The following is a 25,764-nucleotide window of genomic DNA, read 5'->3' on the forward strand; positions in this document are numbered from 1 at the left end:
CGTCAGCCTAGACGCTGACTGCGCGGACATGCAAAGTGGGCGCCAGTGGCGCCCATCTCAACGACCACCGGGAACCAGCCCGGAAGACGAGAGTAGCGGTGGCCGGACTTGAACCGGCGACACAGCGATTATGAGCCGCTTGCTCTGCCATCTGAGCTACACCGCCGCGGTGGGTCCAGCTGAACCCTCGAGCCCCCTTACGGAATCGAACCGTAGACCTTCTCCTTACCATGGAGACGCTCTGCCGACTGAGCTAAGGGGGCCTGCGCGATCTCCCCGTGGGGCGCGCAGAAGTAGAATACACGGCAGGGGTCGGCAGGTGAAATCGGATCCCCGGTGGCCGGATCTGCCCAGGTCAGGGCACCACACGCAGGCGTGGAAGCTCTCCTCCGGAGATCGTCTCCGGGTCCACCTGAGCGCCGAACCAGGCGGCCAGTCGCTCGTACGGCAGCGGCCGGCTGAACAGGAAGCCCTGACCGATCTCGCACCCGATGTCCTGAAGAAGCTCCAGGGTCAGTTCGCTCTCCACCCCCTCGGCGACCACGGCCAGGCCGAACTGCTGGGAGAGCGTCACCACCGCGTTCACGATCGCCAGGTCTCCCGGGTCGGTGGCCATGCCCTGCACGAAGGAGCGGTCCACCTTCACCTCGTGCACCGGCAACCGGCGCAGGTGGGCCAGCGAGGAGTCACCGGTGCCGAAGTCGTCCACCGACAGCCGGACGCCGAGGTCGCGCAGCCGGCGCAGGGTCGGGATGGGCCGGTCCGTACCGTCCAGCACGCCCGACTCGGTGATCTCCAGGGTGAGCCGCTGCGCCGGCACCCCGTACTCGGTGAGCAGCTCCTGTACGCGGTCCGGGAAGTGCTGGTCGGTGAGCGTGCGGGCGGCGAGGTTCACGGCGATCGGCAGCGGCTGGTCGGCCTCCGCCCAGTCCCGGCTGCGCCGCAGCCCCTCGCGGAGCACCACCTCGGTGAGCCGGCTCAACTGGCCGGTGTGCGCGGCCACCGCCACGAAGTCCTCGGGAGCCACGGTGCCGTGCGTCGGATGCTCCCAGCGGGCCAGACACTCGACACCGACCAGACGCCGGTCCCGCAAGGTCACCTTGGGCTGGAAGTAGACCTCCAGCTCACCCTGGTCCAACGCCTGGCGCAGGTCACCGGCGAGACCCAACCGGCGCAACGACCGGGACTCCAGGCCCGGGTTGAACAACTGCACGCTGCCCGGCACCGACTTGGCGGCGTTCGCCGCCAGGTCGACCCGGAGCAGCAGGGTCGCGGCATCGCTGCCATGATCCGGGTGTACGGCCACCCCGACGGCGGTGTTCACGTCGAGGGTGAGCGCGTCGAAGACCATCTCGTCCCGGATCTGGTCGCGCAACTGTTCGGCCAGTTCGAGTGCCGCATCGGCGCTCTCCAACCGGAGGGTCACCAGGAACTCGTCCCCACCGACGCGACCCACCAGCGCCGACGACGGCGCGCTCGCCCGCAGCCGGTTGGCGACCTCGACCAGCACCTTGTCCCCGGCGGCGTGGCCGAGGGACTCGTTGACCTGCTGCAACCCGTCGACGTCGAACAGCAGCAGGGCCACCACCTCGTCCGGCGCGCCGATCTTGACCGACTCGTCCAGGGCCGCGGTGATGCGCCGCCGGTTGGGCAGCCGGGTCAACGTGTCGTGGTACGCGTCGTGCCGCAGGCGGTCGACAAGTCGGGAATTCTCCAGCGCCACCGCGGCGTGCGCGGCCACCGTCTCGAAGATGGGGATGTCGCCGGGGGCGAAGTGCCCGATGTCGCTGAGCCGGTTCGCCACCTCCAGCGTGCCGATCACAGCCTGACCGGAGCGGAGCGGCACCACGATCACATCTTTGATCTCGCTGGCGCTGATCTCGCGGCGAAGCTCCCCCTCGTCACCCAGCAGACGGCCCATCGACAGGGTCTTCGCCAGATCCCGCGCCCGTTCCCGGAGAATCGGCGGCGTCGGGGCGACGTCGAGCAGCCCCGGCGTGTCGACCCGGGCCGTCAACAGCACCTCCGGGTGCCGCCCCTGGGCGGGCAGCCACAGGGTCGCCGACTCCGCCTGCATGAGAGCGCGGACCCGGTCGAGCAGGACGTCGGCGAGCGCCGCGTCCGCGCCGCTCGTGGTGATCAGCCGGGCCAGGTCGTACATCCCGGTCAGAGTGCGGTGCTGCCGGAAGAACTGGGCGTACGACCGGTAGACCAGGGCGAGCGCGGCGAACAGGGCCGCCAACAGCAGCGCCGACCACCACGTCTCGCGCAACGCGATCAGCACCAGGAGACCGACGGACGCGTTGATCGAGGTGGTGAGGAACACCGACGGGGTCGTCCGCAGCGCCTCCCGACCGGCCTGCCAGCCCTGCAACAGGACGTGCACGCCGACGACCGAGACGAGACTGACCAGGGTGATCGCGTTGACCGCGAGGAACAGACTGATCCACGTCCCGGGACCCACATCCTGCAGCGGCGGCAGCCGCAGAAGGAGCAGACCGGCCAGCGACGTGGCCGCCGCGGCCCGCGCGACGTTGAACCAGAACTTGGCCGGGGGGAAGCGCTGCCGGGCGCTCCAGACCAACGAGGCGAGCGTGTAGATCAGGACGACCGTCAACGGCGGCAGGAAGAACAGCGCCACCACGAGCGGGATCTCCGTGAGCGTCACACCCACGGACTGCCGTCGGACGACGAAGTTCAGCACCGGAATGCTGATCCCGGCCATCGCCAGGAAGATCAGGAATGCCAGCCCCCAGTCCCCATAGGGGCGCTCGGAGATGACGGCGATCGCGGTACACGAGAGGATGGCGAACAGCGCCAAGGGGCCGGTGATGAGCCAAGCGTGGTCCGTGGACTTACGCCGTTGGTCACGCTCGGCCATACCGCTCCCTCTGTAAGACGCCGCCCGACGGGGCTGCCCTCACGGGCGACGCCCCGAGAGTCACCGGGAGGCGGCCACGCCCCACACAACGTCGCCCAGGCCTGCACCCCAGACGACATCGGCCATCTGGGCGTAGCCCCCGCTCGCGAGGGCGTCGGCACCGACCAGTCCACCGAGGACAGCGGCGAGCACGAGGAGCGAGCCGAGTGACCGGCCCAGCTTTCGACCAGACATGTTTGCTCCTGTCGGGGAAGTGTCACAGGGATGGTGGAGGTTCCACGATCGTGCCACACGCAAGGTACGCAGGAAAGCGGTGATGTCCGTACCCGTCCGAGCGTTGGCGAGGTCGCGACCTTCGGCCCCCCGCGCCTCCACGAGCCGGGCCAGATCAGGGCCCCTTCCTGCGACATCAGCGCTTCACCCAGCGCTTGATGCGACCTACAGCACAATTCACCCAGGCACTCCGGAGGGAGCCGCCGTCCAATCCCGTCCAGTCACTCTCCGTGACGAATGTGATGGCCTGGAAGCGCACCGACGCGGCCCAGACATCGACCACCATACCTCCTTGTCGCAAAGACACAAGAAGACGGGCCCGACCGATTCGCCCTCCTTCTACCGCCACTGCTCGCGGCCGCTGGTCGAGCGGGCGGTGGAACGTACCCACCACCCGGACGACCTTTGCCGTGGTAACCGCACCTGGCGCCGGGTGAGTGCATATGGAGGCGACAACGCCGGCGTGGTGACCGACCATGTGCCGATGCTCAGCAGGGACCCGCTAGACGAGTAAGTCCGAAGTTGGGTCAGTGGTCGTAGGCGATCAGGGACCTGGTCACGGGTTGGTTGGTGGCCCGGTTGTGCCAGATCGCGGTGGTCATCGCCAGGAGGCGTTGCGCGATGCGTGCCGCGACGCCTTCGATGCTGCGTCCGCCGTGCAGTTCGAGGTCGAGTTGCCCCTTCAGCGTGTCGTTGACGGACTCGATGAGCTGGCGGATCGGCTTGAGTAGGTGCTCGTCCGGGCGTGGGGTGCGGTTGCGGTACGACGGTCTGAGCAATCGCACGCCACGCTCTGCCAGCCACCGGTCCAGCTCCGCGGACACGTATCCCTTGTCCGCGACGATCAGCAGGCCCGGGCGTTCGGCGATGAGGTCGGGGTCGTGGTCAAGGACAGCCATCAGGACCTGACGTTCGTCGACCTTCGGTGTCGCCAGGGCCCAGGTGATCGGCAAGCCGGCCGGGGTGCAGATCAGATGCAGCCGCAGTCCCCAGAAGAACCGCGAGTGCGAGGCGCAGTAGCCGTAGCCGGCCCACCCGGCCAGGTCAGAGCGTTTCACCGTCGGCCTGGACCGCCCGCATTCCACCGGTGTGGAGTCGATGACCCAGGTGGCGTCGGACCACAGGTCAGTGTCCTCGGCGACGGCCCGGATGGCACGCTTGAGCAGCGGCAACGCTGCCCGTAGCCGCTTGTTGTAACCAGACTGTCCGGGCAGGTACGGGAACGCCCCGGGTAGATGCCCGGGCACGAACCGCAGCCAACGGGCCTCGGAACGCACCCCGAGCAGCGCCTGCGCGACGGCCAGGGTCAGCAACTCCGCGTCAGAGAGCTTCGGTGGCCTACCGGTCCGGCGAGGACGCCCGAGCCAGTCGTCGATCTTCACGTACAGTGCGGTCAGAAGGGTGTTGAGGTCTGTCGTCACAAACGGATCTTCAACACCCTTCGTCTATGCCCACAGCCCGGGGTCGTTAGGACTTACTCGTCTAGCCCAACTCCAGGACGTCGCCACCCTCTGGAGCGTCGGATCGAGCACGGCGGACGAGGTTGTCGCCACTGCCTGCGACGCCCTCGTGGCAGGTGTGGACACCCCGACTCTCCGGATCCTCGCCGGAATCTCCACGCCGAAGGGTCGTGAAAACGACGAGGTGCGGCTCTGGCTCGAAGGAGCCCTGGCCGAACTTTCGCTCACCTACTACCCGGAGGGCAGTGGGGAGGGCGAAGAGGAAGCCCTGCGCGTCATGGCCCGCCGGCTACTCGCGGGGGCCATCACACCTCCCGACCTCACGTCCTGGGCCTACCGGTTCGTCACCTGGGACGGCACACCCCTGGGAGCCGAGCTGATCGCTCTCGACAACGCCTACGTCTACGTGGACGCGGTCCACGACGGGCACGAGTACACGAGCACCGAGTCCACAGACCTCGACGCGGACGTCATCGCCGAGGCACGCCGACTGGTCGGCGACTCATGATCTTGGGCCGCCTCAGGTGCGTCGACCTGCCCCCTCTCATGCCGCCGCACGGTTGAAGGTGCTGGCCACAGAACGTCCAGATCAGTAATAGAGGAGCCGACGGATCACCGCGACGACCGTTAGCAGGATGGCGATCCCCCAGACAACATTCCGTCCAGTCGAACCGAAGATCAAATAGGCAATCTGCGCCAGCAGAAAGACCGAACTCAGCACGAGATCTACGATCAGCAGCACGAGAGTGAGCGCCAAGCGCAGCAGGAACCAGACAAACCCCAGGCCGCACCACTTGTCGATTGTCGAGTCGTCGTACGCCCAGCGGGTGAACACGAAGGGCTTGTAGAGGGAAGACTCCCAACCTCGGCTCCACTTCGCGCTGACGCCGGACCAGTACGAGTCCCCACCTTCCTTCACGTTTGCTTGATCCACTCGCTTGAACTGGATCTTCTTGACGGTGCCGCCGGTGACGTCGATCAAGACTTGGCCATCCTTGACTTGGATGGTGGTAGTTCCGTTCACAACCACGGTGAACTGGTCGCGTCCAGTCTGGACCTTGAACACCCTGTCAAACCCGGTGGCACCCTTCTTGCGGTCACGAAGCAGGACGTAGATCGTGCTTCCATCTCGGGGTGGAAGCGAATATTCCGCCCCGATCGAGAATTCGCCGATCGGGGTGACAATGCTCGTCTCACCCTCAACCGCAACGCCATCCGGACCGACCGTCAGGGCCACAGGTAGCAGCGGGGGCTTGTATTTGGCCTTGCCCTTGCCCTCCCCCTCCGGGTCGCAGCCAGCGAGTACCAGCGCCAGAAGCAGAGGAAAGAGCGTCAACCATATGGCGCGGTCTCGATATCGCCGCACTGGCGGAGGGCTCGAGGCGCCCGCCGCTGCCACCTCCCGACGGCAGGCAGAACGCACCTTCACCGTGTACCGCCCGCCTGACCTGCGGCTCTCGACGCCGCGCCAGCTACACATGGTCGCCACATGATTACGAGTCTCCCCGACCTGGTCAAGCCGCTCTCGATCGACGATGCACCGCACTGCCTATTGATCCCAAGTCCCACCTCTGCCGGGTCGAACCGACAGCGCAGCCGCGAGCGCATCGCTGACCCTGTAGTTCATGGTGTCGTCTCCGGCGTCGATACGGTTGGCGTAGACGCGGAGCAGAACGGCGACGCCGTGGCCCAGGCGCTGGGCTAGCTCGGTCGGTGGGACGCCGGCATTCAGCCAGAGCGAGGCCGTCGCATGCCGCAGTTCGGCCGTCTCGGAGAGGCGCATCCCCGCGTAGTCGAGGCAACCAAAGGACGCGCTGACTTGTCGGCGCGTTGCCGAGAGGTCTCACCGCCTCCAGCAGAATGGTGACCTGGGCCGGGTTCGCCACCACGCGCCAGTGCTGCCATGCGAGCCGCCCGCGGCCCGTCCGAGGAGCAATCGGGATCGGGGCGGGTTCGAGGCCGGGCAGGGTCGGAGCCGTCATCGGCTCACCCCTACCGCGAGCCGAATGCGGTGGTCTCGGGCGCGGGCCCGCCGGTACTGTCCGGGCTCACCAAGAATCCGAGCGGCGAGGTCGACATGAACAGCGATGACGATACGAAGGTGCTGTGGCGCCCGACCGGGCCGGAAGAGCTGGATCTCGTCCGCGAGTCCGGATGGCGGGCGTGGCCGCCGCGTCTGCCGGATCAGCCGATCTTCTACCCGGTCATGAACGAGGACTACGCGGTGATGATCGCCCGGGACTGGAACGTGCCCGCGTCGGGCGTCGGCTACGTGACCCGCTTCCGGGTGGAGTCCAAGTTCCTGAGTCGGTATCCGGTCCGCCAAGCCGGCGGCAAGACAATTCTGGAGTTGTGGGTGCCGGCCGAGGATCTGGACGAGTTCAACGCTCACATCGTCGGACTGATCGAGGTCGTGCACGAGTTCCGGTAGGCGCCCGCCGGCGGCAGAGGACGGAGAGCAGCGCAAGCGCGATCAGGAGAACGCCGACCAGGCCGACCGGTCGACCAACCTGACAGCGGGCGCGTATCTCCAGGCCCAGGTATGGCCACCCTCGACCGAGCGCAAGACGCACAGACTTCGCAAGACCGAACGCAGCCACAATCTCAGCGTTGGCGGCCCCAGAGGAGCCCCAGGAGGCAAGATCGACCTGCCCACCTGCTGCCCACAACCAGTCAAAGCTGAACTCAGCCGGACTCGACTAGCTCAACGACAACGGCCCCCGATCAGCATCTCTGCTGGTCAGGGGCCGTGTCTGCACCTGGTGGCGGGTAGAGGATTCGAACCTCTGTAGCTTTCGCGACGGATTTACAGTCCGCTCCCATTGGCCGCTCGGGCAACCCGCCAGGGCACCCCACCGCGTCGCAACGCGGCGGCGGAAGCAAGGATAGCGGCTCGCCCCGGGGCCGGTGCAACCGGGTACGGTCAGGGGGTCGTGCCGCTGGTCGGCGGCCGACTGCACGCCCAGACCGCCGGACAGCAGGAGCAGAAGCATGCCAGCGAACCCGTCTTTCGACATCGTGAGCAAGGTCGACCGCCAGGAGGTCGACAACGCCCTCCGGCAGGCGGAGAAGGAGCTCTCGACGCGATTCGACTTCCGCGGCACGGGCGCGGAGATCTCCTGGTCGGGCGAGGAGGCGATCGGCCTTCAGGCCGAGACCGAGGAGCGGGTCCGCGCCGCGTTGGACGTCTTCAAGGAGAAGTTGGTCAAGCGGAACATCTCGCTGAAGTCCCTGGACGCGGGCGAGGCGCGCCCGTCCGGCAAGGTGTTCAAGATTGACTGCAAGGTGATCCAGGGCATCGAGGCGGACAAGGCCAAGGCGATCAGCAAGAAGATCCGCGACGAGGGCCCGAAGGGCGTGCAGGCGCAGATCCAGGGTGACCAGCTGCGCGTCACCGGCAAGAAGCGGGACGACCTTCAGGCGGTCATCTCCCTGCTCAAGGGTGAGGACTTCGGCGTCGCCCTCCAGTTCACGAACTACCGGTAGCCGGTGCCATCGAGGATCACCTGTGGTGACCTCGGTAGACGTCGTCGCGGAGGTCGTCCTTGGTCGCTGCTGTTCAGCGCCCGACGGCCGGAAGAAGCCAAAGGACCGAAGCGGGAGCGCTCCGACGTGCGGCGACTCCGCTACGGTCGCATCGTGGATCCTCGATCGCGACGAGCGGACACCGGACGGGTACTTGGCACGCTGTCGCTCGTCGTTGGCTTTCTGACCTCGCTCCTCACCATGTCATCGGGCTACGACGGCATGGCGCCGCACTTCGTGGCGTTCCTCCTCGTGCTGACTGGCATCGGCCTCCGGATCGAGGCGGCGATCACCGACCGTCAGCCGTAGAGCCTTCAACGAGGTCAGACCTCAGCGGTCGACGCGGTACCAGTGGACCGTTTCTCCGGGGATCGGCGTCAGCCGGACGCGGGCGCCGCCCGGGTCGTCGAGGATGCGTACGCCGTCGCCGAGCAGCACCGGCGCGAAGAAGATCAGGATCTCGTCGAGCAGGCCGGCCCGTAGGCACTGCCTGGCGACGTCCGCGCCGAGCACGTTGACGTACTTGTCGCCGGCGGCCTCCTTGGCCTGCGCGACGGCGCTACGCAGATCGTCGGCGAAGGTGACGCCTGCGGGCGGGTCGTCGGGTGGGCGGTGGGTCAGGACGACCACCGGCCCGTGGTACTGGCCGCCGAATGCGCCTTCGCTGTCGGTGCCGCGGTTCGGGTCGTCGCCGCCGAAGGTGCGGTTGCCGGCGAGGATCGCGCCGACGTTGGCCAGCAGACGGTCGGCGGTCGGGTTGTCGCCGGTGAGGTGTTCGGTCAGCCAGGACATGTCACCGCCGGGGCCTGCGATGTAGCCGTCGAGCGATGCGGTCGCGGAGTAGAGCAACTTGGCCATGATTTCCCCTCGTCGATGCCCATTCTGGTAGACGCCGGACGTTCACAGAACTCACCGGAGGCCAGGTCCACCGAGATCGACTCGGATTCCCGGATATCGGGGCATCCTCGTCAAGGGGACACCGCGACTTGCAGGAACTTGAGTCGATCAAGGCGTGGGGCCTCGCCGGAGACGACGGAGCAGGGTCAGACCGGGACGGGGGCGTCGGCGCGTACCGCCTGGTTTTCCGCGCGGGCGATGGGCCCGGCGGGCAGCGCGGCGACGGCGGCCCCGACGGCCACCGCCGCGCCCGCGAAGACGAACGCCCACGGCACGCCGCCGGCGTGGTCCACGATCAGGCCGGCCACCGCGCCGCCGGCGGCGCTCGCCGCCACGGCCACGGTGACCACCCAGGTGTACGCCTCGTTCAGCATGCTGGTCGGGGCGATCCGGCCGACCAGGGTGTTCTCCAGGGTGAGCGCCGGAGCGATGGTGGCCCCGCCGACGACCAGCGCGACGCCCAGCGCCAGCGGGGTGGGCATGACCGCGAACACCACGAACGTGCCGGCCAGCGCGGCGAGGAGCAGGGCGAACTGGCGGGTCATGTTGGGCGAGGGCCGGCGGACACCGAACCAGAAGCCGCCGATCGCGCTGCCGACCCCCCAGACGGCCAGCAGCAGCCCGGCGAGGCTCTCCGGGTCGTCGGTGGTGGCGTTGCCGGCGTACGCCGGGACGATCACACCGGCGGCGCCGAACGCGATGCCCAGCCCGGCCACGCAGACCAGCAGGGCGCCGAAGCCGGGGACCCGCAGTGGGCCGAGCCCTCGGGCGTGGTGTTCGCGCGGGTGGGGACGCCAATCGCGCATCACCCGGCCGAGGGCGACGGCGGTGGTACCGACCAGGGTGACCACCGCCGCTCCGATCAGCGCGGCCGCCGCGTCGGCGACCAGGACGAAGCCGGCGACGAGCAGCGGGCCGAGCACGAACACGATCTCGAACAGCGAGGTCTCCGCCGCGAGGGCGGTGTTGCGCAGGGCGTACCGGCCGGAGGTGGGGCTGGTCAGGTCGTTCCAGGCGCCCCGGATGGCGGCGGTCAGCGGCGGGTACGTGGCACCGGCGACACCGGCCGTCAGGTAGATGGCGGCGAGCGCGTCGTCGCCCGCCCGGCTGGCCAGCAGCAGCCCGACGAGGGCCAACGGGTGGGCCACGGCGGTGACCAGCAGCACCGGGCTCGGGCCGACCCGGTCGGCTATCCGACCGGCGATCGGGCTGAGCGCGGCGCCGGCGACGGCGTAGATGCCGCCCGCGATGGCGGCCAACGCGTAACGGTCGGTCACCTGCTCGACCACCAGCAGCAGCGCCAGCGGGGTCATGCCGATGCCGAGTCGGCCGATGATGCCGGTGACCAGCAGAATCGGCGCACCGGGGATCCGCCAGACACCCAGGTACTGGTGCAGTGCGGCCACGGTGCACACCTCCGCTGGGACAGGTAACGGGTAGAAGCCCTGTCGACCCTAACGCCCGAGCTCACGCCGTGGATGGTCGTTCCGCTCACAGCAGCGCGGAAGCCGGGACTGACCGAGCGGTCACAAAGGGGGTAGGTTGCTGATCGAATTGGGTCCATACGCCGGCACCGCACGATGAGGCAGGAGGTCCGATGTCCGGGACTACCACCGCACCTCTGCGAGTCGAGATCTACTCCCTGTACGGCGACGCCAAACCCAGTGAAGCCGCCTCGCCCAGCCTGCGGGGTTCCCTGCCCGCCCGGGCCGTCCAGCAGTGCCCACCGGTCGCCGCCGCCTCGGGGTTCGGCTGGTACGTCTACCCACCGATCGACTTCGCGCTGCGCTGGGACGGGCAGGACACGGAGTGGACCCTGCTGACGGAGAACGAGCCGACCCGGTGGCGTTCGCTCGCCGGCGGTTACGACGGCAAGCTGCCCGACGCGGCCGATGAGTTGCAGGCGGCGCCGGAGCAGTTCCGCGGCGACCTGGACATCTTCGACAGGTACGGGGCCAGCATCCCGTTCCTCGACGCCGACCCGCGGTCCGCCAACACCGTCGAGCTGGTCACCGGCGTGGTCGCGCGCACCTCCCCGGGCTGGTGCCTCATCGCCCGGGGCGCGCCGAACTGGCCCGCCCAGCGCGGCCTGCAGCTCTACGAGGGCGTGGTGGAGACCGACTGGTACACCTCGCTGCTGCCCACCATCCTGCGGCTCACCGAGGCGGGGCAGGTGGTGCGCTTCTACCGGAACATCCCGCTGATGTGCCTGCAACCGGTGCACCGGTCGACGCTGGAGGCCTTCCGCAACGCCGAACTGGTGACCGGTGAAGGGCTGCCGGCGTGGCCGGCGGACGTCTGGTCGGACTTCGTGGCGCTGCGCCGTCGCCGCCAGGACCCGGAGATCCGCAGCAGCTACCGCCGGGAACAGTCCCGCCGGGTCCGGGAGAACGCCACCTACCAGCCGATCGGGGTAGTGGAAGCGGACCAGCCGAGCTGATGCCCGACACCGACGCACAGCTCACGCCGTCGCCCGGCTACCGGGCGCTGTTCCGACATCCGGTCGCCTCCCGGCTGGTCATCGCCCGTGGCATCTCGGAACTGGGCGACTTCGTGGGCCTGGCCGCGCTGCTGCTGCTCGCGTACGACCAGACGAACTCCGTCCTCGGCCCGGCCGCGGTGTACGCCGCGCGGACCCTGCCGGCCCTGCTCGTCGCCACCGTCTTCAGCGGCTGGCTGGACGTGCCGGCCCGCCGTACCCTGCTGGTCTGGCTGTCGGTGGTCGGCGCCGCGCTGATCGCCGTGCCCGCGGCGGTCCCCGAGCCGGTGCCGGCGATCGTGGCGGCGGGCCTGCTGGGCGCGGTGCGGGCCGCCTACGCGAGCGTCAACGTGGCCGTCGTCGCCGAGGCGGTGGACGCTCCGCTGCGGTTGCCGCTCTTCGGTCTCAGCGCCTTCGCCAACCAGGCGGGCCAGGTGGTCGGCCTGCTCGCGGGGGCCGGTCTGACGGTGGCCCTCGGCTCCCGGGTGGCGCTCCTGATCGACCTGGGGTCGTTCCTGGTCGCCGCGGTGGTGCTGGCCGGGCTGCCGAAGCGTCCCCACCGGGTACGCGGACCGCGTCCACCGGCCACCGCGGGCGTGCGCATCATCGCCGGCCATCCCGTGCTGCGGGGCGTCGCCCTGCTCACCCTGGGCACGGTGCTGTCCGGCGCGCTGCCGGAGACCCTCGCCCCGGATCTGGCCGCCGGGGCCTGGCGTCCCGCCGTGCTGGCGGCGTCGGCGCTGGGTGGGGCGGTCTTCGTGCTGGTGGTGGGCCGGTCCCGCTGGCTGGGTCGGCTGGCCGGTCAGGTGGCCGTCGCCGCGGCGCTGGCCGGCGCGCTGCTGCTGACCGGCGTCCTGGTCGCCGTCGACGCGCCGCTGGCGGCGCTGACGGTGGGCAACGCGTTGATCGGCGCGGGTGGCGGCTGGTTGATCGGCGCGCAGGCCACGTTCGCCCGGTTGGCCCCTCCGGAGCGGATGGGACAGGTCGAGGCGACGATCGTCGCGGCGAACATCGTCACCTCGGGGGTCGGCATCTTCCTGCTGGGTGGGGTGGCCGCCGTGCTCTCGCCCGCCGCGTCGTACCTGTCGGCGGGCGTCGTCCTGCTCGTCGTCGTGCTGCTGACCCGTTCGGATCGGCTGCCCGCACCGGAGTGACCGCGAAACGACTCCACCCGCGTCCGGGTGCGGACGCGGGTGGAGTACGGCGTGCGGCGGGTCAGCGCTGGAACTGCACCGGCCCCGAGTTGGCGGCCATCCGCTCCAGCCGGGCGACCCGGTCCTCCATCTTCGGGTGGGTGGAGAAGAGCGCGGCCACCGCGCCACCCGCGAACGGATTGGCGATCATCAGGTGGGCGCTGCTGGTCAGCGTGCCCTGGGCCGGCAGCGGACGTCGCCGGGCCACGGCGTCGATCTTGCGCAGGGCGCTGGCCAGGGCCAGCGGGTCCCGGCTCAGCTCGGCGCCGGACTGGTCGGCCTGGAACTCGCGGCTGCGGCTGATCGCCAGCTGGATCACGGTGGCCGCGATCGGGCCGAGGATCAGGGTCAGCAGCAGCACGGCCGGGTTCGGCGAGTCCTCGTCGTCCCCACCGCCCAGCGGGATGAACCAGGCGATGTTCGCCAGGAACGTGATGATGCCGGCCAGACCGGCCGCGACGCTGGAGATCAGGATGTCCCGGTTGTAGACGTGGGACAGCTCGTGCCCGATCACACCGCGCAGCTCCCGGTAGTCCAGGATCTCGGTGATGCCCTGGGTCACGCAGACCGCCGCGTGCTGCGGGTTACGCCCGGTGGCGAACGCGTTGGGCTGCGCCGTCGGGCTCACGTACAGGCGGGGCATCGGCTGCCGGGCCTCGGCCGCCAGTTCGCGCACCATCCGGTACAGCTCGGGGAACTGTGCCTCGCTGACCGGTTGCGCCCGCATCGAGCGCAGCGCGATCTTGTCCGAGTAGAAGTAGGAAATGCCGTTCATGACCAGCGAGATGAGGACGGCGATGACCAGGCCGCCACTGCCACCGAACCCGTAGCCCACCGCGAGGATCAGCGCGGTGAGCAGGCCGAGCAGCGCGGCGGTCTTCAGACGGTTGTGGTGCACGATCTCTCCTTCGGTGCGCGGATCGCCTCGATCCGCTGACCGGTACAACAACCCGATACCCGTCAACCATCCGTCGGAACGCTGAGAGTTGACTGAGACCCGCTCAGCGGGCGGCGAGATCCAGCACGAGCTGCGGGGCGACGCCGAGCACCACGGCGGCCACCGTGGCCACCGCCAGCACCACGGCCACCACACCCACCAGGGGTACGGCCACCACGCCGTCGCCGGCCGGCACGGGCGTCGGCGTCCAGAGGCCGGCGGTCACCCGCAGGTAGTAGGCGAGCCCGAGCACCGCGTTCAGCGCCACCACCAGCGCCAACCAGGCCGCGCCGCCGTCCAGCAGTGACCGGACCACCGTCACCTTCGCGAACAGACCGGCCAGGCCCGGTGGCAGTCCCGCCAGGCCCACCAGCGCGAGGCCGAGGGCAGCGCCGCGCCACGGGTGCCGACGCGCGGCCCCGCGCAGGTCGTCGAGCGTGCCGCCGTCCGCCCCCGCCGGGCGCAGCGCGGTCACCCCGGCGAACGCCGCCAGCTCCAGCACCACGAAGAACACGGCGTACGCCACGGCGGCGGCGTACGCGGCCGACCGCGCCTCGCCCGTGCGGCCGGCGGCCAGCGCCAGCGCACCCAGCGGGGCGAGGATGTAACCGGCCTGCGCGACCGAGGACCAGGCGAGCAGCCGGACGGTACGCCGCTGACGCAGCGCCACCAGATTACCGACGGTCATCGTGAGGACCGCCAGCAGGGCGAGCACCGGACCGGTCCGGTCCGCCGGCAGCGCCCGCTGCACCACGGCCAGCACCGCCACCAGGCCGCCCAGCTTCGACGCCGTCGACAGGTACGCGGCCACCGGCAGCGGAGCGCCGTCGTAGGTGGCCGGCGCCCAGGCGTGGAACGGCACCGCCGCCACCTTGAAGGCCAGCCCGAGCAGCAGCAGCGTCACCGCGGCGGTGGTCAACGGCAGGTCACGCAACTCCGGCCGCTCGGCCAGCGACGCGCCGACCCGGTCGAGGTGCAGCCCGCCGGTCACCGCGTACAGCAGCGCCGCGCCGAGCAGCGTCAGCGTGGTGGCCACCACGCTGACCACGAAGAACGTCACCGCCGCCTCGGCGCTGGCCAGGCTGCCCCGGCGCAGGCCGACAAGCACGTACAGCGGCAGGGTCAGCGTCTCCAACGCCACGATCAGAGTGATCAGGTCACCGGCCGCGCCGAGCACCACACCGCCGGTCATCGAGCAGGCGAGCAGGAAGGCGTACTCCCCCACCGGGGACCGGCCGGCCCGCAGCGCCGGAACCGACAGCCCGAGCACCCCCAGGGTGAGCAGCGCCACCACCGCGCCGACCAGGGCCGCCCGTCCGCCGAAGATCCACGAGCAGTCCGCGCCGGCGCAGAACGTCCGCCGTTCGCCGCCCGCACCGACCAGCGCCGAGGCGACGGCGGTGCCGAGTGCGCCGAGCGCGGCCACCGCGACCGTGGCGCGCGGCCGCGCCAACACCAGGTCGACCACCAGCACGAGTACGGCGGTGCCGGCGGCCAGGTACGCCGGCAGCAGCGCGACGTTGTCCACGCTCTGCACGACGCTCATCGGTCCGCCTCCGGTCGCGGCGCGTTTCTCGTGCTCATCTGTGGATCACCTCGACGAGGGCGTCGACGGGCGCCTCGGCGACACCGAGGACCAGCGCCGGAACCAGCCCGATGGCCAGCGCGAGCAGCACCAGCGGCGCCCACGCGGTCACCTCCGCGCCGGCCAGTCCCGCGCCGACGCCGCCCACCGCGGTGCTCGGCCGACCGTGGGTGACCTGACGCAACAACCGCAGGAAGTACGCGGCCGTGAGCGCGCCGCCGACCGCCGCGAGCACCCCGAGGGTCAGCCACAGCGGGCCGCCCACGCCGATCGCCGCGACCACCGCGAACGCCTCCCCCCAGAAGCCGGCCAGCCCGGGCAGGCCCAGTGAGGCGACGGCCGCGAACGCCAGCAGACCGGCCAGCCGGGGCGCGGTCTCCCGCAGCCCGGACAGGTCGGCGAGCGCGCCCGTGCCGGTGCGGTCCTTCACGGCCCCGGCCAGGAAGAACAGCAGGCCGGTGATGACGCCGTGGGCCACGTTGCCGATCAGGGCCGCCTGGATGCCGGTGGCGGTCAGCGTGGCGACGCCCAGCAGGACGAAACCCATGTGCCCCACGCTGGAGTACGCGATGAGCCTCTTCACCTCGACCTGCGCCAGGCAGACCAGCGAGCCGACCAGGATCGCGGCGACCGCCAGCACGCCGAGCACCGGGGCGGCCCAGCGGGCACCCTCCGGGGCCACCCCCACGGCCACCCGGATCAGCCCGTACGTGCCCATCTTGAGCAGCACCCCCGCCAGCACCACGCTGCCCACCGTCGGGGCCTGCGTGTGCGCGTCGGGCAGCCACGAGTGCAGCGGCCAGAGTGGACTCTTCACCGCGAACGCGAGCGCCAGCAGCGTGAACGCGGCCAACTGGGTGCCCCGGGACAGCCCGGCCCCGCCGGTCAGGGCCACGATGTCGGCGGTGCCGGCGGCGGCGACCACGACGTACACGCCGACCAGCAGCAGCACCGAACCGACGAGCGTGTAGAGCACGAACTTGCGACCCGCCCGTCGCCGTTCGGCGCCACCCCAGCCCGCGATGATCGCGTACATCGGCAGCAGGACGACCTCGAAGAAGAGGAAGAACAGCACCAGGTCCAGGGCGAGGAACGTGCCGAGGATGCCCACCTCGACGACCAGCAGCAGCGCCACCAGCGCCCGGCCACTGCCGCCGTCGGGCACCCGCCACAGCGTGTACCCGCAGCAGAGCAACGTGAGCAGCGCGGTCAGCACCACCAGCGGCCAGGAGATGCCGTCGACGCCGAGGTGGAAGCGCAGCTCCAGTCCGGACGCCCAGGGCAGGTCCACCTGGTGCCAGGGGCGCACCGCCGGCGTACCGGCCGACCAGGCGAACCAGCCCCGCCCACCGGACACCAACGCCACGGCGGCCAGCAGGGTCAACGCCGCCGCGACCGCGCCGACGATCCGCGCCGCCCGGTCCCGGGGTGTCGCCGCCACCGCGACCGCGCCCAGCGCCGGCAGGGCCAGCACGGCGACGAGCAGCACCTGTCCGAGCGTCATGACACCACCCCCAGCACGGCGGCGGCCAGGCCGATCAGCAGCGCGCCGGCCAGCACACCGGCGGCGGCCCGGGGCAGCGCCGCCCGGTGCAGCGCGGCCAGCCCGGCCCCCAGGCCCGTCGCGGCCTTGCCGCTGCCCTCCACGAGCCCGTCCACCACCACCTCGTCGCCGGTACGCGCGAGGCGGGCCAGCGCCCGGACGGGGCGTACGACAAGGGTGTGCTGGACGTCGTCGAGCCGGAACGCGCGGGCGAAGGCCGGGCGCAGCGGACCCAGCGCGGTCGCCGGGTCGGCGGCGGTGTCCCGCCGCCAGCGCGCCCACACCAGCCCCGCGCCCACCAGCAGCAGCACCAGCGGCAGCAGCAGCCCCGGCCCGACGTGCACCAGGCCGTCCTCCGCGCCCGCGACCGGCACGGTGGCGAACCGCAGCCGGTCGGCGAACGCCCCGACGAACCCGGCCAGGCCCAGCAGCGCGGCCGGCACGGCGAGCAGCAGCACCGGCCACCGCAGCACCGCCGGCGGGTCGTGCGGGTGCACCAGCGGCAAGCGGGTCTCGCCGAAGAAGGCCCGCAGCAGCAGCCGACCCGCGTACCAGGCGGTGATCGCCACGCCGAGCAGCCCGGCCAGCCAGACCAGCCAGCCCACCCACGACGGCGCGGGACCGGTGCCCTCCAGCGCCGCCGACTCGGCGACGGTCAGCACACCGTCCTTGCTCCAGAAACCGGCCAGCGGCGGCACCCCGGCGAGCGCGCCGAGACCGATCACCGTGCACCAGAACGTCACCGGCATGCTCCGGCGCAGCCCGCCCATCTCCGACATCAGTGTGGTGCCCACCGCGTGGATCACCGCGCCGGCGGCGAGGAACAGCAGCGCCTTGAACGCGGCGTGGGTGAGCAGGTGGAACAGCGCGGCGGACGGCGAGCCGACGGCCAGCGCACCCGTCATGTAACCCAGTTGGGAGACGGTCGACCAGGCCAGCACCCGTTTGATGTCGTCCTGCGCGGTGGCGGCGAGCGCCCCGAGCAGCAGGGTGATCGCGGCGAGCACGCCCAGCACGGTCAACGTCACCGGCGCGGCGGTGAACAGCGGGTAGAGCCGGGTCACCGCGTACACCCCGGCGGCGACCATCGTGGCGGCGTGGATCAACGCGGAGATCGGCGTCGGGCCGGCCATCGCGTCCGGTAGCCAGGTGTGCAGCGGGAACTGCGCGCTCTTGCCGGCAACCCCGGCGAGCAGCAGCAGGCCGGCGGCGGTCAGGGTCGCGCCGGAGTGGTCGTGCGCGAGCACGTCGGCGATCCGGAAACTGCCCGTCGAGACGCCGAGCAGCGCGATGCCGAGCAGGAAGCCGACGTCACCGACCCGGGTCACCAGGAACGCCTTCATGGCGGCGGCCGGCGCGCCCGCGAGCCGGCGGTCGTGGGCGATGAGCAGGTACGAGCAGAGGCCCATCACCTCCCACCCCACCAGCAGCATGATCAGGTCACCGGCGACCACCACCAGCAGCATCGCCCCGGTGAAGAGACTGATCTGGGCGGCGTACGGCGGGTAGCGGTGGTCCACGTCGACGTCGTCGTGCGGACCGCGCCGCAGGTAGCCGATCGAGTAGACCTGCACGGCCAGCGCAACCGCGGCGACCGCGACGGCGACCAGCGCGGCGGCACCGTCCAGCCGCACTCCGAGGGTCACCGCCAACCCGCCGAGGTCGACCCAGGTCGTCGACGTCTCGGTCGGACCGTCGACCGTCACCAGCAGGGCCACTGCGAGGGCCAGCGCGGCGGCGGCACCGGCCACGCCGATCGTCACGGCCGCCGTCCGGGCCCGGTCCCCGCCGCTTCGGTGTCGGGGAGCCGGCGGCAGCAGCAGCCCGGCCAGGCCGGCGAGCAGCGGTACGGCGGGCAGCGCCGCCCCGAGCAGCCCGGTCACCGGCCCGCCTCCGCGTCCCCGGCGACGGACGACGTCGCCGGTTCGGTCAACGCCACGTCGTCCACCGCCACGGTGGACCGCAGTCGGTAGAGCTGGAGCACGATCGCCAACCCCACCCCGATCTCGGCGGCGGCGAGCACGATGACGAACAGCGCGAACACCTGACCGGAGTGCGGCAGCACCGCGCGGGCGGTGGTGTCCGCGGTGACCAGGATCAGGTTCACCGCGTTGAGCATCAGCTCGACCGACATGAGCACCAGCACGGCGTTGCGTCGCCGCAGCACGCCGTACCCGCCGAGGCCGAACAGCAGCGCGGCGGTGACGTACGGGATGACCGGCCTCACCGGCGCTCCCCGGAGGCCAGTTCCGCAGCCGGCGCGGGCGCGTCCTCGGTGCGGCGGCCGATGTCGGGCCGGGACAGCACCACCGCGCCGACCAGCGCGGACAGCAGCAGGACGGAGAGCACCTCGAACGGCAGCACCCAGGAGGCGAAGATCTGCTCACCCAGCCGCTCCGCCGTCCCCGGGCCGGGCAGCGCGACGGTGCTCCACCGGTACGCGTCGACCAGCAGCACGCTCAGCCCCAGCCCGGCGCCGCCACCGATCAGCGCGGCGGGCCAGCCGGGTCGGTCCAGGTCGTCGGACGCCCCGATCGGCGCGCGGGTCAGCATCACCGCGAACAGCAGCAGCACCACCACCGCGCCCACGTAGATCAGCACCTGCACCCAGGCGACCAGCTCCGCGCCGAGCACCAGATAGTCGCCGGCCAGCGCGCCCAGGCAGACCACCAGGTAGAGCCCGGCCCGGACCAGGTGCCTGGTGGTCACCACCAGCACCCCGGCACCGACCGCCACCGCGCCCAGCGCGAGCAGCAGCAGATCCGCGCCGGTCACCGGACCGCCCCCGCGGCTCGGGCGGTCACGACGCCGGGCCCTGGTCGCCGGGGCGTACCGCCGGTGGGACCGACCGCGCGGCCTTGCGCGCGGCGGCGGTCTCCTCCTTCGCCGGCTCGCCGTTGGGATCGTGCGCGGGCGGCGGCGGAACCGTCGCCATCCACTGGCCCAGGTGGTCCTTGTCGTGCAGCAGGTCCTTGATGTCGTACTCGGCGTACTCGAACTCGGGCGACCAGTAGAGCGCGTCGAACGGGCAGACCTCGATGCAGATGCCGCAGTACATGCAGAGCGAGAAGTCGATGTCGAACCGGTCGAGCACGTTGCGCTGGCGAGGACGGGCGGCGCCGGGCACCGCCACCTCCTCCTTGTGCGAGTCGATGTAGATGCACCAGTCCGGGCACTCCCGGGCGCAGAGCATGCAGACCGTGCAGTTCTCCTCGGACAACGCGATCACGCCACGCGAGCGTGGCGGCAGCTCGGGTGCGACGTCCGGGTACTGCTGGGTGGTCGAGCGGCTGGTCATCGTCTTGAGAGTGACCGCCAGGCCCTTCACCAGGCCGGCGCCGGGCAGGCCGCGCTCGCTGGCGCCGCCGGCCGGATCGCCGTGCTCGCTGGGGTCGGTCATGTGGACCATCCTGCCCTGTGGCCCCGGCGCGCGCGACCACCACCCACAGGTCGGCGGCGGTACCGTGGTCGCGGGGAGAACGACCGCGCCTGAAAGGGCCCGCGATGACCGCCGCGCTGCAGAGCGACTACCCGCCCGAGAGCGGATGGACGACTGACGATCTGGACGCGCTCCCCGAGGATGGCCGTCGCCGGGAACTGCTCGACGGAGTGCTGCTGATGTCCCCTCACCCCACCCGTACCCACCAGAGCATCGCGATGCGTCTCGGTGCCGCGCTCGACGAGGACTGCCCCGACGGCTACGACGTGACCCAGGCGGTCGAGGTTCGGATCAACCGCACCCGCTCCTTCATCCCCGACGTGCTGATCACCACGGCCACCGCCGCGGCTCGCGAGCCGTCGAGGTACGAGCCGCACGAGGTGGTCGTCGCCATCGAGATCGTCTCACCGAGCACCCGCTCGATCGACCGGGTGCTCAAGCCGGCGCTGTACGCCCAGGCTGGCATCCCCTACTACTGGCGGATCGAGACCCTGGGTGGCGATCTGGAGGTCGTGACGTACCGGATCGACGCGGTGAACGAGGACTACACCGAGACCGGCCGGTGGACGAAGTTCGTCGACACCGGCGAGCCGTTCCCGATCAACCTGCCGATCAGCCGGATCACGCCGCGGAGCCGCTGAGGCCGCCGGCCGGCGGCACCATCTCGACGCCGAGCTGCTGAAGGAGCTGGAGCAGCTCGTTGCAGCTCCACACCTCGATGATCCGGCCGGCCGCGTCGAAGCGCAGGAACGTCGCCCCGGAGTAGCTGACCACCTGCCCGGTCGGCGGAACCGGTCCGAACTGCCCGGCCTGCGTACCGGCTGCCCGCCAGTGCACGGCCACCCGCTCACCCGCCGCGACCACGTCGACGATCTTGTAGCGGAGGTCCGGAAACGCCATCCGGCGCTCGCGGTGCCAGGCCAGCGTCGCCTCCGGGCCCGTCCCCGCCAACCCCGGACACTCCTCGGCGATCAGCTCGTACGCCGATTCCTCCCGACGCGCGTTCCACACGTCGGCGATCAAGCGTCGAGCCGCCGCCTCCACATCCGTCATGACGGCAGGGTAGCCGGCCGGCCAACGGTGAGCGGGGACCACAGGTGTTTGGCACACCCTTTGCTCTGCTTCAACGGAGGCAACACTTCTGGCTGCGAACTGTTGCCGTGAGTGAAGCAGAGCAAAGGGCACGGAGGCGGTGGGGCCACCCGGCGGACGGACGGGCGGCCCGAAGCTCGGCCTCAGGCCCGCGGGCAAGGTTCGCTCGCGCCGCGCCGGACCACCGTGGATCGGCGAAGATGGGCCGTGAGGGCAACCGGAGCGGGAAGGGCGGACGACGTGGCGCAGACAGGCGGGAAGTACGTCGAGCCGGGTGGCGAGTTCACCCGGGACCAGCGGTACATTGCCACGCGGATCACCGCGGACGGGCGGGACGGGTACCCGGTGGAGCCGGGCCGCTACCGGCTGGCGGTCAGCCGCGCCTGCCCGTGGGCCAACCGCCTCATCATCGTGCGGCGGCTGCTCGGCCTGGAGGACGCCATCTCGATGGCGATCGCCGGTCCGACCCACGACGCCCGGAGCTGGACCTTCGACCTCGACCCGGGTGGGCGCGACCCGGTGCTCGGCATCGAGCGCCTCCAGGAGGCGTTCTTCGCGCGCTACCCGGACTACGAGCGGGGCATCACCGTTCCGGCGCTGGTGGACGTGCCCACCGGGCAGGTGGTGACCAACGACTACGCGCAGATGAGCCTTGACCTGTCCACCGAGTGGACGCCGTACCACCGCGAGGGCGCCCCGCAGCTCTACCCCGGGCACCTGCGCGAGCAGATCGACGAGGTCAACGATGTGGTGTTCCGGGACGTCAACAACGGTGTGTACCGGTGTGGGTTCGCCGGCAGCCAGGAGGCGTACGACAAGGCGTACCACCGGCTGTTCGACCGGCTGGACTGGTTGACCGAGCGGCTGACCGACCAGCGGTACCTGGTCGGCGACACGATCACCGAGGCCGACGTGCGGCTGTTCACCACGCTGGTCCGCTTCGATCCCGTCTACCACGGGCACTTCAAGTGCAACCGGCAGAAGCTGAGCGAGATGCCGGTGCTGTGGGCGTACGCCCGGGACCTGTTCCAGACCCCCGGGTTCGGCGACACCATCGACTTCGACCACATCAAGCGGCACTACTACGAGGTGCACCGCGACATCAACCCGACGGGGATCGTGCCGCTCGGCCCCGACCTGTCGACCTGGCTCACCCCGCACGACCGGGAGAAGCTCGGCGGCCGCCCCTTCGGCGACGGCACCCCACCCCCACCCCCCGCCGAACCGGTAGACCCCGCCCACACCCCCCTCCCCTAAACCAGGCCCCCTCTTTCGCCCCCCGTCGATCTTGCACTTCCTGTCGTCGACATGAGCGGGATAACCCTTATGTCGCCACAGAAAGTGCAAGATCGCGGCGCGGTCACCACCGGACCTCGTCGATCATGGACTTGTGGTGCCTGGTTTGGGGCGTTAGGGGCACCTAATCACCCACCACGACTCCATGATCGACGGGCGGGGCGGGGCGGCGCTCGGCCCGGGGCGGGGCGCGGGCCCGGGGCGGGGGGCTAGAGGGCTACGCGGATTGCGGCGGTGAGGACCAGTTGGGCCAGGGCGGCGGGGACCAGGACGAGCCAGCAGAGGCGTTGGAGTTGGTCCTCGCGCAGGCGGGGGTAGGAGACCCGGAGCCAGATGATCACGAAGGCCACGGCGAAGATCTTCAGTAGCGTCCAGAGCCAGCCGAGCTGGTCGTCGGCGAACGGTCCCTGCCAACCGCCCAGGAACAGCACGGTGGTCAGCGCGGCGATGACCACGATGCCGACGTACTCGGCGAGCAGGAAGAACGCGAACCGCAGACCCGTGTACTCGGTCATGTAACCGAAGACCAGCTCCGAGTCGGCCACCGGCATGTCGAACGGCGGCCGGCGGATCTCGGCCAGCCCCGCCACGAAGAAAATGATCATCGCGGGCGCCTGCCAGAGCAGCCACCAGGGCTCCCACGCCTCGACGATGCCGGACAGGCTGAGCGTGCCCGCCGCCATCGCCACCGACGCGGCGGCCAACACCAGCGGCAGCTCGTAGCCGAGGAGCTGGGCGGCCCCGCGCAGGCCACCGAGCAGGCTGTACTTGTTGGCCGACGCCCACGCCGACATCAGCACCGCCACCACCCCGATGCCGACGACGGCCAGCACGAAGAACAGGCCGATGTCCAACGGTTGCCCGACCAGGTCGTTCGGGCCGAGCGGAATGACCAGCAGCACCAGCAGGTAGGGCACCAGTGCCACCGCGGGGGCCAGCCGGAACACGGCCCGGTCCGCCTCTCGCGGGGTGATGTCCTCCTTCTGCACGAACTTCACACCGTCCGCCACGAGCTGCGCCCAGCCGTGGAAACCGCCCGCGTACATCGGGCCGAGCCGGCCCTGCATGTGCGCCATCACCTTGTGCTCGGCCTGACCGACCAGCAACGGCAGGGTCAGGAACGCGACCACCACGCCGCCGATCCGGAGCACCAGCTCCACCCAGAGCGGCATCAGGGCGTACCCCCGTCGTGGTCGCCGTCGTCGCGCGCCGCCGGGTCCGCGACCGGCCCGGGCCGCGCGGACCCGGCCGGGCCGTCGGCGGCGCCGGCAGCCCGGGGAGTACGCGCCGGACGGGCCCCCGGCGCGGGCCGCGCCGGACGGTCACCCGCCGGACGGGCCGGGGTACCGCCGCGCGGCCCCTCCCCCACGCCGGCCGCGCCGGCCGGGGTGGGCGTCGTCCCCCACTCGCCCGGAGCGGGCACGCCCGGCGGGCGGATCGGACGACGGCCGCCGCCGGCCTCCGACTCGCCCGGTTCCTTCGCACCCGGCCACGGCTTGGCCACCCGGGAGGCGAGCACGAACTCCTTGCGCAGCGGATTGCCCTCGAACTCCGGCGGCAACAGCAGCGGTCGCAGCTCACCGTGCCCGGCGAAGTCGATGCCGAACATCTCGTGGGTTTCCCGCTCGTGCCAGGCGGCGCCGGGGAAGATGTCCACCACCGAGGCCACCGAGGGCGTGTCGCGGGGCACCCGGGTGCGCAGCAGCACGCCGTGCCGCAGCCGCGTCGACCAGAGGTGCGCGACCACGTCGAAGCCCTCGGCCAACTCGTCGACCGCCGACAGCCAGTCGAAGAAGTCGCAGGCCAGCTCGCTGTCGTCGCGGGCCGCGCGGACGGCCGCCGACCAACTCGCGGCAGGTACGTCGACGGTGGCCCGGGCGAACCGCTGCCCGCCGGAGACCGCCGCGGTCGCCTCGACCGGCGCGAGCAGCGCGACCAGTCGAGCGCCGACCTCTTCTGACGTCATGCCGCTGATCCTAGGGTCTGTTCCACCGGGCCGGTCGAGCCGAGGCGGAGTCCCGGCGGCGATCGAGCCCACGGTCGGCGCCCGACCAACCGGTGATCTGCCGGCTTTACCGGCGGTGGTCCGGCCGACGGGGAAAGATGAGGGCGTGCGCGCTGTGACGGTGAGACCCGGGGTCGCCAACTCGCTGAGCCTCGTCGAGAATCAGCCGGAGCCGGCGTCCGGGGAGGGCGCCGTCCTGGTCGAGGCGCTGGCCGTGGGCATCTGCGGCACCGATCACGAGATCATCGCCGGCGACTACGGCGAGGCGCCACCGGGCGCGGACCGGCTGGTGATCGGGCACGAGTCGCTGGGCCGGGTGCTCGAGGACCCGACCGGCACCGTGCAACCCGGCGACCTGGTGGCCGGTATCGTCCGGCATCCCGACCCGGTGCCCTGCCCCAACTGCGCCGTCGGCGAGTGGGACATGTGCCGCAACGGGCGGTACACCGAGCACGGCATCAAGGCGCTGCCCGGTTTTGCCCGCGACCGTTGGCGGATCGAGCCGCAGTTCGCGGTCCGCCTCGACCCGGCGCTGGCCCAGGTCGGCGTGCTGTTGGAGCCGACCAGCGTGGTGGCCAAGGCGTGGGACCACATCGAACGGATCGGGCACCGGGCCGAGTGGCAGCCGCAGACCGTCCTGGTGACCGGGGCCGGGCCGATCGGGCTGCTGGCGGCGCTGCTCGGTGCCCAGCGCGGGCTCACCGTCCACGTGCTGGACCGGGCCACCGACGGACCGAAGCCGGAACTGGTCGCCGGGCTGGGCGCCACCTACCACACGGTGCCGGTCACCGAGCTGCCCTTCGAGCCGGACGTGGTGATCGAGTGCACCGGCGCGCCCACCGTCGTCCTGGACGTCATGTGCAAGGCCGCGCCGAACGGGATCGTCTGCCTGGCCGGGGTGTCCAGCGGCGGCCGGACCATCGACTTCGACGCCGGGGCGCTGAACCGGGCGCTGGTGCTGGAGAACAACGTGGTGTTCGGCTCGGTGAACGCCAACCGGCGGCACTGGAACATGGCAGCCGAGGCGCTCTCGCGCGCCGACCAGGTCTGGCTCTCCTCCCTGATCACCCGGCGGGTGCCGGTGAACAGGTACGCCGACGCGTACACCCCCGGGCCGGACGACATCAAGGTGATCCTGGAGTTCGCCTCCTGAAACCGG

Annotated in this window: 26 protein-coding genes and 3 tRNA genes; 10 read left to right on the forward strand and 19 right to left on the reverse strand. The window is 71.1% G+C overall.

Going from position 1 to position 25,764, the window contains the following annotated elements:
• Positions 1-93: 93 nt before the first annotated feature.
• The 5 genes from ACN263_RS26505 to ACN263_RS26525 form a co-directional block, all read right to left on the reverse strand.
• Positions 94-166 (reverse strand) — tRNA-Met (locus ACN263_RS26505).
• A 24-nt stretch (positions 167-190) separates the two neighbouring features.
• Positions 191-263 (reverse strand) — tRNA-Thr (locus tag ACN263_RS26510).
• Between the two features lie 92 nt (positions 264-355).
• Positions 356-2,881: a putative bifunctional diguanylate cyclase/phosphodiesterase gene (locus ACN263_RS26515; protein ID WP_422736977.1), complete on the reverse strand. Its 2,526-nt coding sequence runs from the start codon at positions 2,879-2,881 to the stop codon at positions 356-358.
• A 60-nt stretch (positions 2,882-2,941) separates the two neighbouring features.
• Positions 2,942-3,115: a hypothetical protein gene (locus ACN263_RS26520; protein WP_422736978.1), complete on the reverse strand. Its 174-nt coding sequence runs from the start codon at positions 3,113-3,115 to the stop codon at positions 2,942-2,944.
• Positions 3,116-3,681: 566 nt separating this feature from the next.
• Entirely contained in the window at positions 3,682-4,575 is an 894-nt protein-coding gene (locus ACN263_RS26525; protein WP_422736979.1) for an IS982 family transposase, read from the reverse strand.
• A gap of 157 nt (positions 4,576-4,732) precedes the next feature.
• On the opposite strand from ACN263_RS26525, the gene ACN263_RS26530 reads away from it, so the two are divergent.
• Positions 4,733-5,122 carry a hypothetical protein gene (locus ACN263_RS26530; RefSeq protein WP_422736980.1) on the forward strand — a complete coding sequence of 130 codons (390 nt, stop codon included), beginning with the start codon at positions 4,733-4,735 and terminating at the stop codon, positions 5,120-5,122.
• 81 nt (positions 5,123-5,203) lie between these two features.
• On the opposite strand, the gene ACN263_RS26535 is transcribed toward ACN263_RS26530, so the two are convergent.
• A complete protein-coding gene (locus tag ACN263_RS26535) occupies positions 5,204-6,013 on the reverse strand; it encodes a hypothetical protein (RefSeq protein WP_422736981.1) in 810 nt (269 codons plus the stop codon).
• Positions 6,014-6,103: 90 nt separating this feature from the next.
• Here ACN263_RS26535 and ACN263_RS26540 point away from each other — a divergent pair, with 90 nt between their 5' ends.
• On the forward strand, positions 6,104-6,319 hold the full coding sequence (locus ACN263_RS26540; RefSeq protein ID WP_422736982.1) for a hypothetical protein: 216 nt from the start codon (positions 6,104-6,106) through the stop codon (positions 6,317-6,319).
• Positions 6,320-6,691: 372 nt separating this feature from the next.
• The gene (locus tag ACN263_RS26545) at positions 6,692-7,045 is read left to right on the forward strand and encodes a hypothetical protein (protein ID WP_422740833.1); all 354 of its coding nucleotides are present in this window, start codon (positions 6,692-6,694) and stop codon (positions 7,043-7,045) included.
• Between the two features lie 329 nt (positions 7,046-7,374).
• Here ACN263_RS26545 and ACN263_RS26550 read toward each other — a convergent pair.
• Positions 7,375-7,458: transfer RNA gene (locus tag ACN263_RS26550), tRNA-Tyr, on the reverse strand.
• A gap of 147 nt (positions 7,459-7,605) precedes the next feature.
• Between ACN263_RS26550 and ACN263_RS26555 the strand changes: the two genes are divergently transcribed.
• Positions 7,606-8,100, forward strand: coding sequence for a YajQ family cyclic di-GMP-binding protein (locus ACN263_RS26555; RefSeq protein ID WP_421473254.1), 495 nt, complete (start codon positions 7,606-7,608; stop codon positions 8,098-8,100).
• A 153-nt stretch (positions 8,101-8,253) separates the two neighbouring features.
• Positions 8,254-8,448 (forward strand): hypothetical protein, encoded by a 195-nt coding sequence (locus ACN263_RS26560; RefSeq protein ID WP_422736983.1) that lies wholly within the window; start codon positions 8,254-8,256, stop codon positions 8,446-8,448.
• 21 nt (positions 8,449-8,469) lie between these two features.
• Here the strand turns inward: ACN263_RS26560 and ACN263_RS26565 are convergent, their stop codons facing one another.
• Positions 8,470-8,997: a dihydrofolate reductase family protein gene (locus tag ACN263_RS26565; protein WP_422736984.1), complete on the reverse strand. Its 528-nt coding sequence runs from the start codon at positions 8,995-8,997 to the stop codon at positions 8,470-8,472.
• Positions 8,998-9,182: 185 nt separating this feature from the next.
• Positions 9,183-10,442 (reverse strand): MFS transporter, encoded by a 1,260-nt coding sequence (locus tag ACN263_RS26570; protein WP_422736985.1) that lies wholly within the window; start codon positions 10,440-10,442, stop codon positions 9,183-9,185.
• A gap of 191 nt (positions 10,443-10,633) precedes the next feature.
• Here ACN263_RS26570 and ACN263_RS26575 point away from each other — a divergent pair, with 191 nt between their 5' ends.
• Entirely contained in the window at positions 10,634-11,476 is an 843-nt protein-coding gene (locus ACN263_RS26575; RefSeq protein WP_422736986.1) for a DUF6065 family protein, read from the forward strand.
• Entirely contained in the window at positions 11,476-12,669 is a 1,194-nt protein-coding gene (locus tag ACN263_RS26580) for an MFS transporter (RefSeq protein WP_422736987.1), read from the forward strand. The genes ACN263_RS26575 and ACN263_RS26580 overlap by 1 nt, the downstream gene beginning before the upstream one ends.
• Positions 12,670-12,730: 61 nt before the next feature.
• On the opposite strand, the gene htpX is transcribed toward ACN263_RS26580, so the two are convergent.
• The 7 genes from htpX to ACN263_RS26615 all read right to left on the reverse strand — a co-directional run bounded on the left by htpX (position 12,731) and on the right by ACN263_RS26615 (position 20,182).
• On the reverse strand, positions 12,731-13,606 hold the full coding sequence (gene htpX, locus ACN263_RS26585) for a zinc metalloprotease HtpX (protein ID WP_421473260.1): 876 nt from the start codon (positions 13,604-13,606) through the stop codon (positions 12,731-12,733).
• Between the two features lie 103 nt (positions 13,607-13,709).
• Positions 13,710-15,191: an NADH-quinone oxidoreductase subunit N gene (locus tag ACN263_RS26590; RefSeq protein WP_422736988.1), complete on the reverse strand. Its 1,482-nt coding sequence runs from the start codon at positions 15,189-15,191 to the stop codon at positions 13,710-13,712.
• A 34-nt stretch (positions 15,192-15,225) separates the two neighbouring features.
• Positions 15,226-16,734 carry a complex I subunit 4 family protein gene (locus ACN263_RS26595; protein ID WP_422736989.1) on the reverse strand — a complete coding sequence of 503 codons (1,509 nt, stop codon included), beginning with the start codon at positions 16,732-16,734 and terminating at the stop codon, positions 15,226-15,228.
• Positions 16,731-18,656 (reverse strand): NADH-quinone oxidoreductase subunit L, encoded by a 1,926-nt coding sequence (locus ACN263_RS26600; protein ID WP_422736990.1) that lies wholly within the window; start codon positions 18,654-18,656, stop codon positions 16,731-16,733. The genes ACN263_RS26595 and ACN263_RS26600 overlap by 4 nt, the downstream gene beginning before the upstream one ends.
• Entirely contained in the window at positions 18,653-19,000 is a 348-nt protein-coding gene (gene nuoK, locus ACN263_RS26605) for an NADH-quinone oxidoreductase subunit NuoK (protein WP_422736991.1), read from the reverse strand. The genes ACN263_RS26600 and nuoK overlap by 4 nt, the downstream gene beginning before the upstream one ends.
• On the reverse strand, positions 18,997-19,548 hold the full coding sequence (locus ACN263_RS26610) for an NADH-quinone oxidoreductase subunit J (RefSeq protein WP_422736992.1): 552 nt from the start codon (positions 19,546-19,548) through the stop codon (positions 18,997-18,999). Before ACN263_RS26610 ends, nuoK begins: the two co-directional genes overlap by 4 nt.
• Positions 19,549-19,573: 25 nt before the next feature.
• The gene (locus tag ACN263_RS26615; RefSeq protein ID WP_422736993.1) at positions 19,574-20,182 is read right to left on the reverse strand and encodes a NuoI/complex I 23 kDa subunit family protein; all 609 of its coding nucleotides are present in this window, start codon (positions 20,180-20,182) and stop codon (positions 19,574-19,576) included.
• A 95-nt stretch (positions 20,183-20,277) separates the two neighbouring features.
• On the opposite strand from ACN263_RS26615, the gene ACN263_RS26620 reads away from it, so the two are divergent.
• Positions 20,278-20,853 (forward strand): Uma2 family endonuclease, encoded by a 576-nt coding sequence (locus tag ACN263_RS26620; RefSeq protein ID WP_422736994.1) that lies wholly within the window; start codon positions 20,278-20,280, stop codon positions 20,851-20,853.
• Here the strand turns inward: ACN263_RS26620 and ACN263_RS26625 are convergent.
• Positions 20,834-21,265 (reverse strand): ester cyclase, encoded by a 432-nt coding sequence (locus ACN263_RS26625; protein ID WP_422736995.1) that lies wholly within the window; start codon positions 21,263-21,265, stop codon positions 20,834-20,836. The two genes, ACN263_RS26620 and ACN263_RS26625, sit on opposite strands and share 20 nt — an antisense overlap.
• Positions 21,266-21,544: 279 nt before the next feature.
• Between ACN263_RS26625 and ACN263_RS26630 the strand changes: the two genes are divergently transcribed.
• On the forward strand, positions 21,545-22,561 hold the full coding sequence (locus ACN263_RS26630) for a glutathione S-transferase family protein (RefSeq protein ID WP_422736996.1): 1,017 nt from the start codon (positions 21,545-21,547) through the stop codon (positions 22,559-22,561).
• Positions 22,562-22,809: 248 nt separating this feature from the next.
• Here the strand turns inward: ACN263_RS26630 and ACN263_RS26635 are convergent, their stop codons facing one another.
• Together ACN263_RS26635 and ACN263_RS26640 are read right to left on the reverse strand one after the other, a co-directional pair.
• Positions 22,810-23,772 (reverse strand): complex I subunit 1/NuoH family protein, encoded by a 963-nt coding sequence (locus ACN263_RS26635; RefSeq protein ID WP_422736997.1) that lies wholly within the window; start codon positions 23,770-23,772, stop codon positions 22,810-22,812.
• The gene (locus tag ACN263_RS26640) at positions 23,772-24,566 is read right to left on the reverse strand and encodes an NADH-quinone oxidoreductase subunit C (protein WP_422736998.1); all 795 of its coding nucleotides are present in this window, start codon (positions 24,564-24,566) and stop codon (positions 23,772-23,774) included. The genes ACN263_RS26635 and ACN263_RS26640 overlap by 1 nt, the downstream gene beginning before the upstream one ends.
• 145 nt (positions 24,567-24,711) lie before the next feature.
• Here ACN263_RS26640 and ACN263_RS26645 point away from each other — a divergent pair, with 145 nt between their 5' ends.
• Positions 24,712-25,758, forward strand: coding sequence for a glucose 1-dehydrogenase (locus ACN263_RS26645; protein WP_422736999.1), 1,047 nt, complete (start codon positions 24,712-24,714; stop codon positions 25,756-25,758).
• Positions 25,759-25,764 lie beyond the last annotated feature (6 nt).

The sequence above is a fragment of the Micromonospora sp. WMMD729 genome (assembly GCF_049315225.1).
Classification (GTDB): Bacteria; Actinomycetota; Actinomycetes; order Mycobacteriales; family Micromonosporaceae; genus Micromonospora.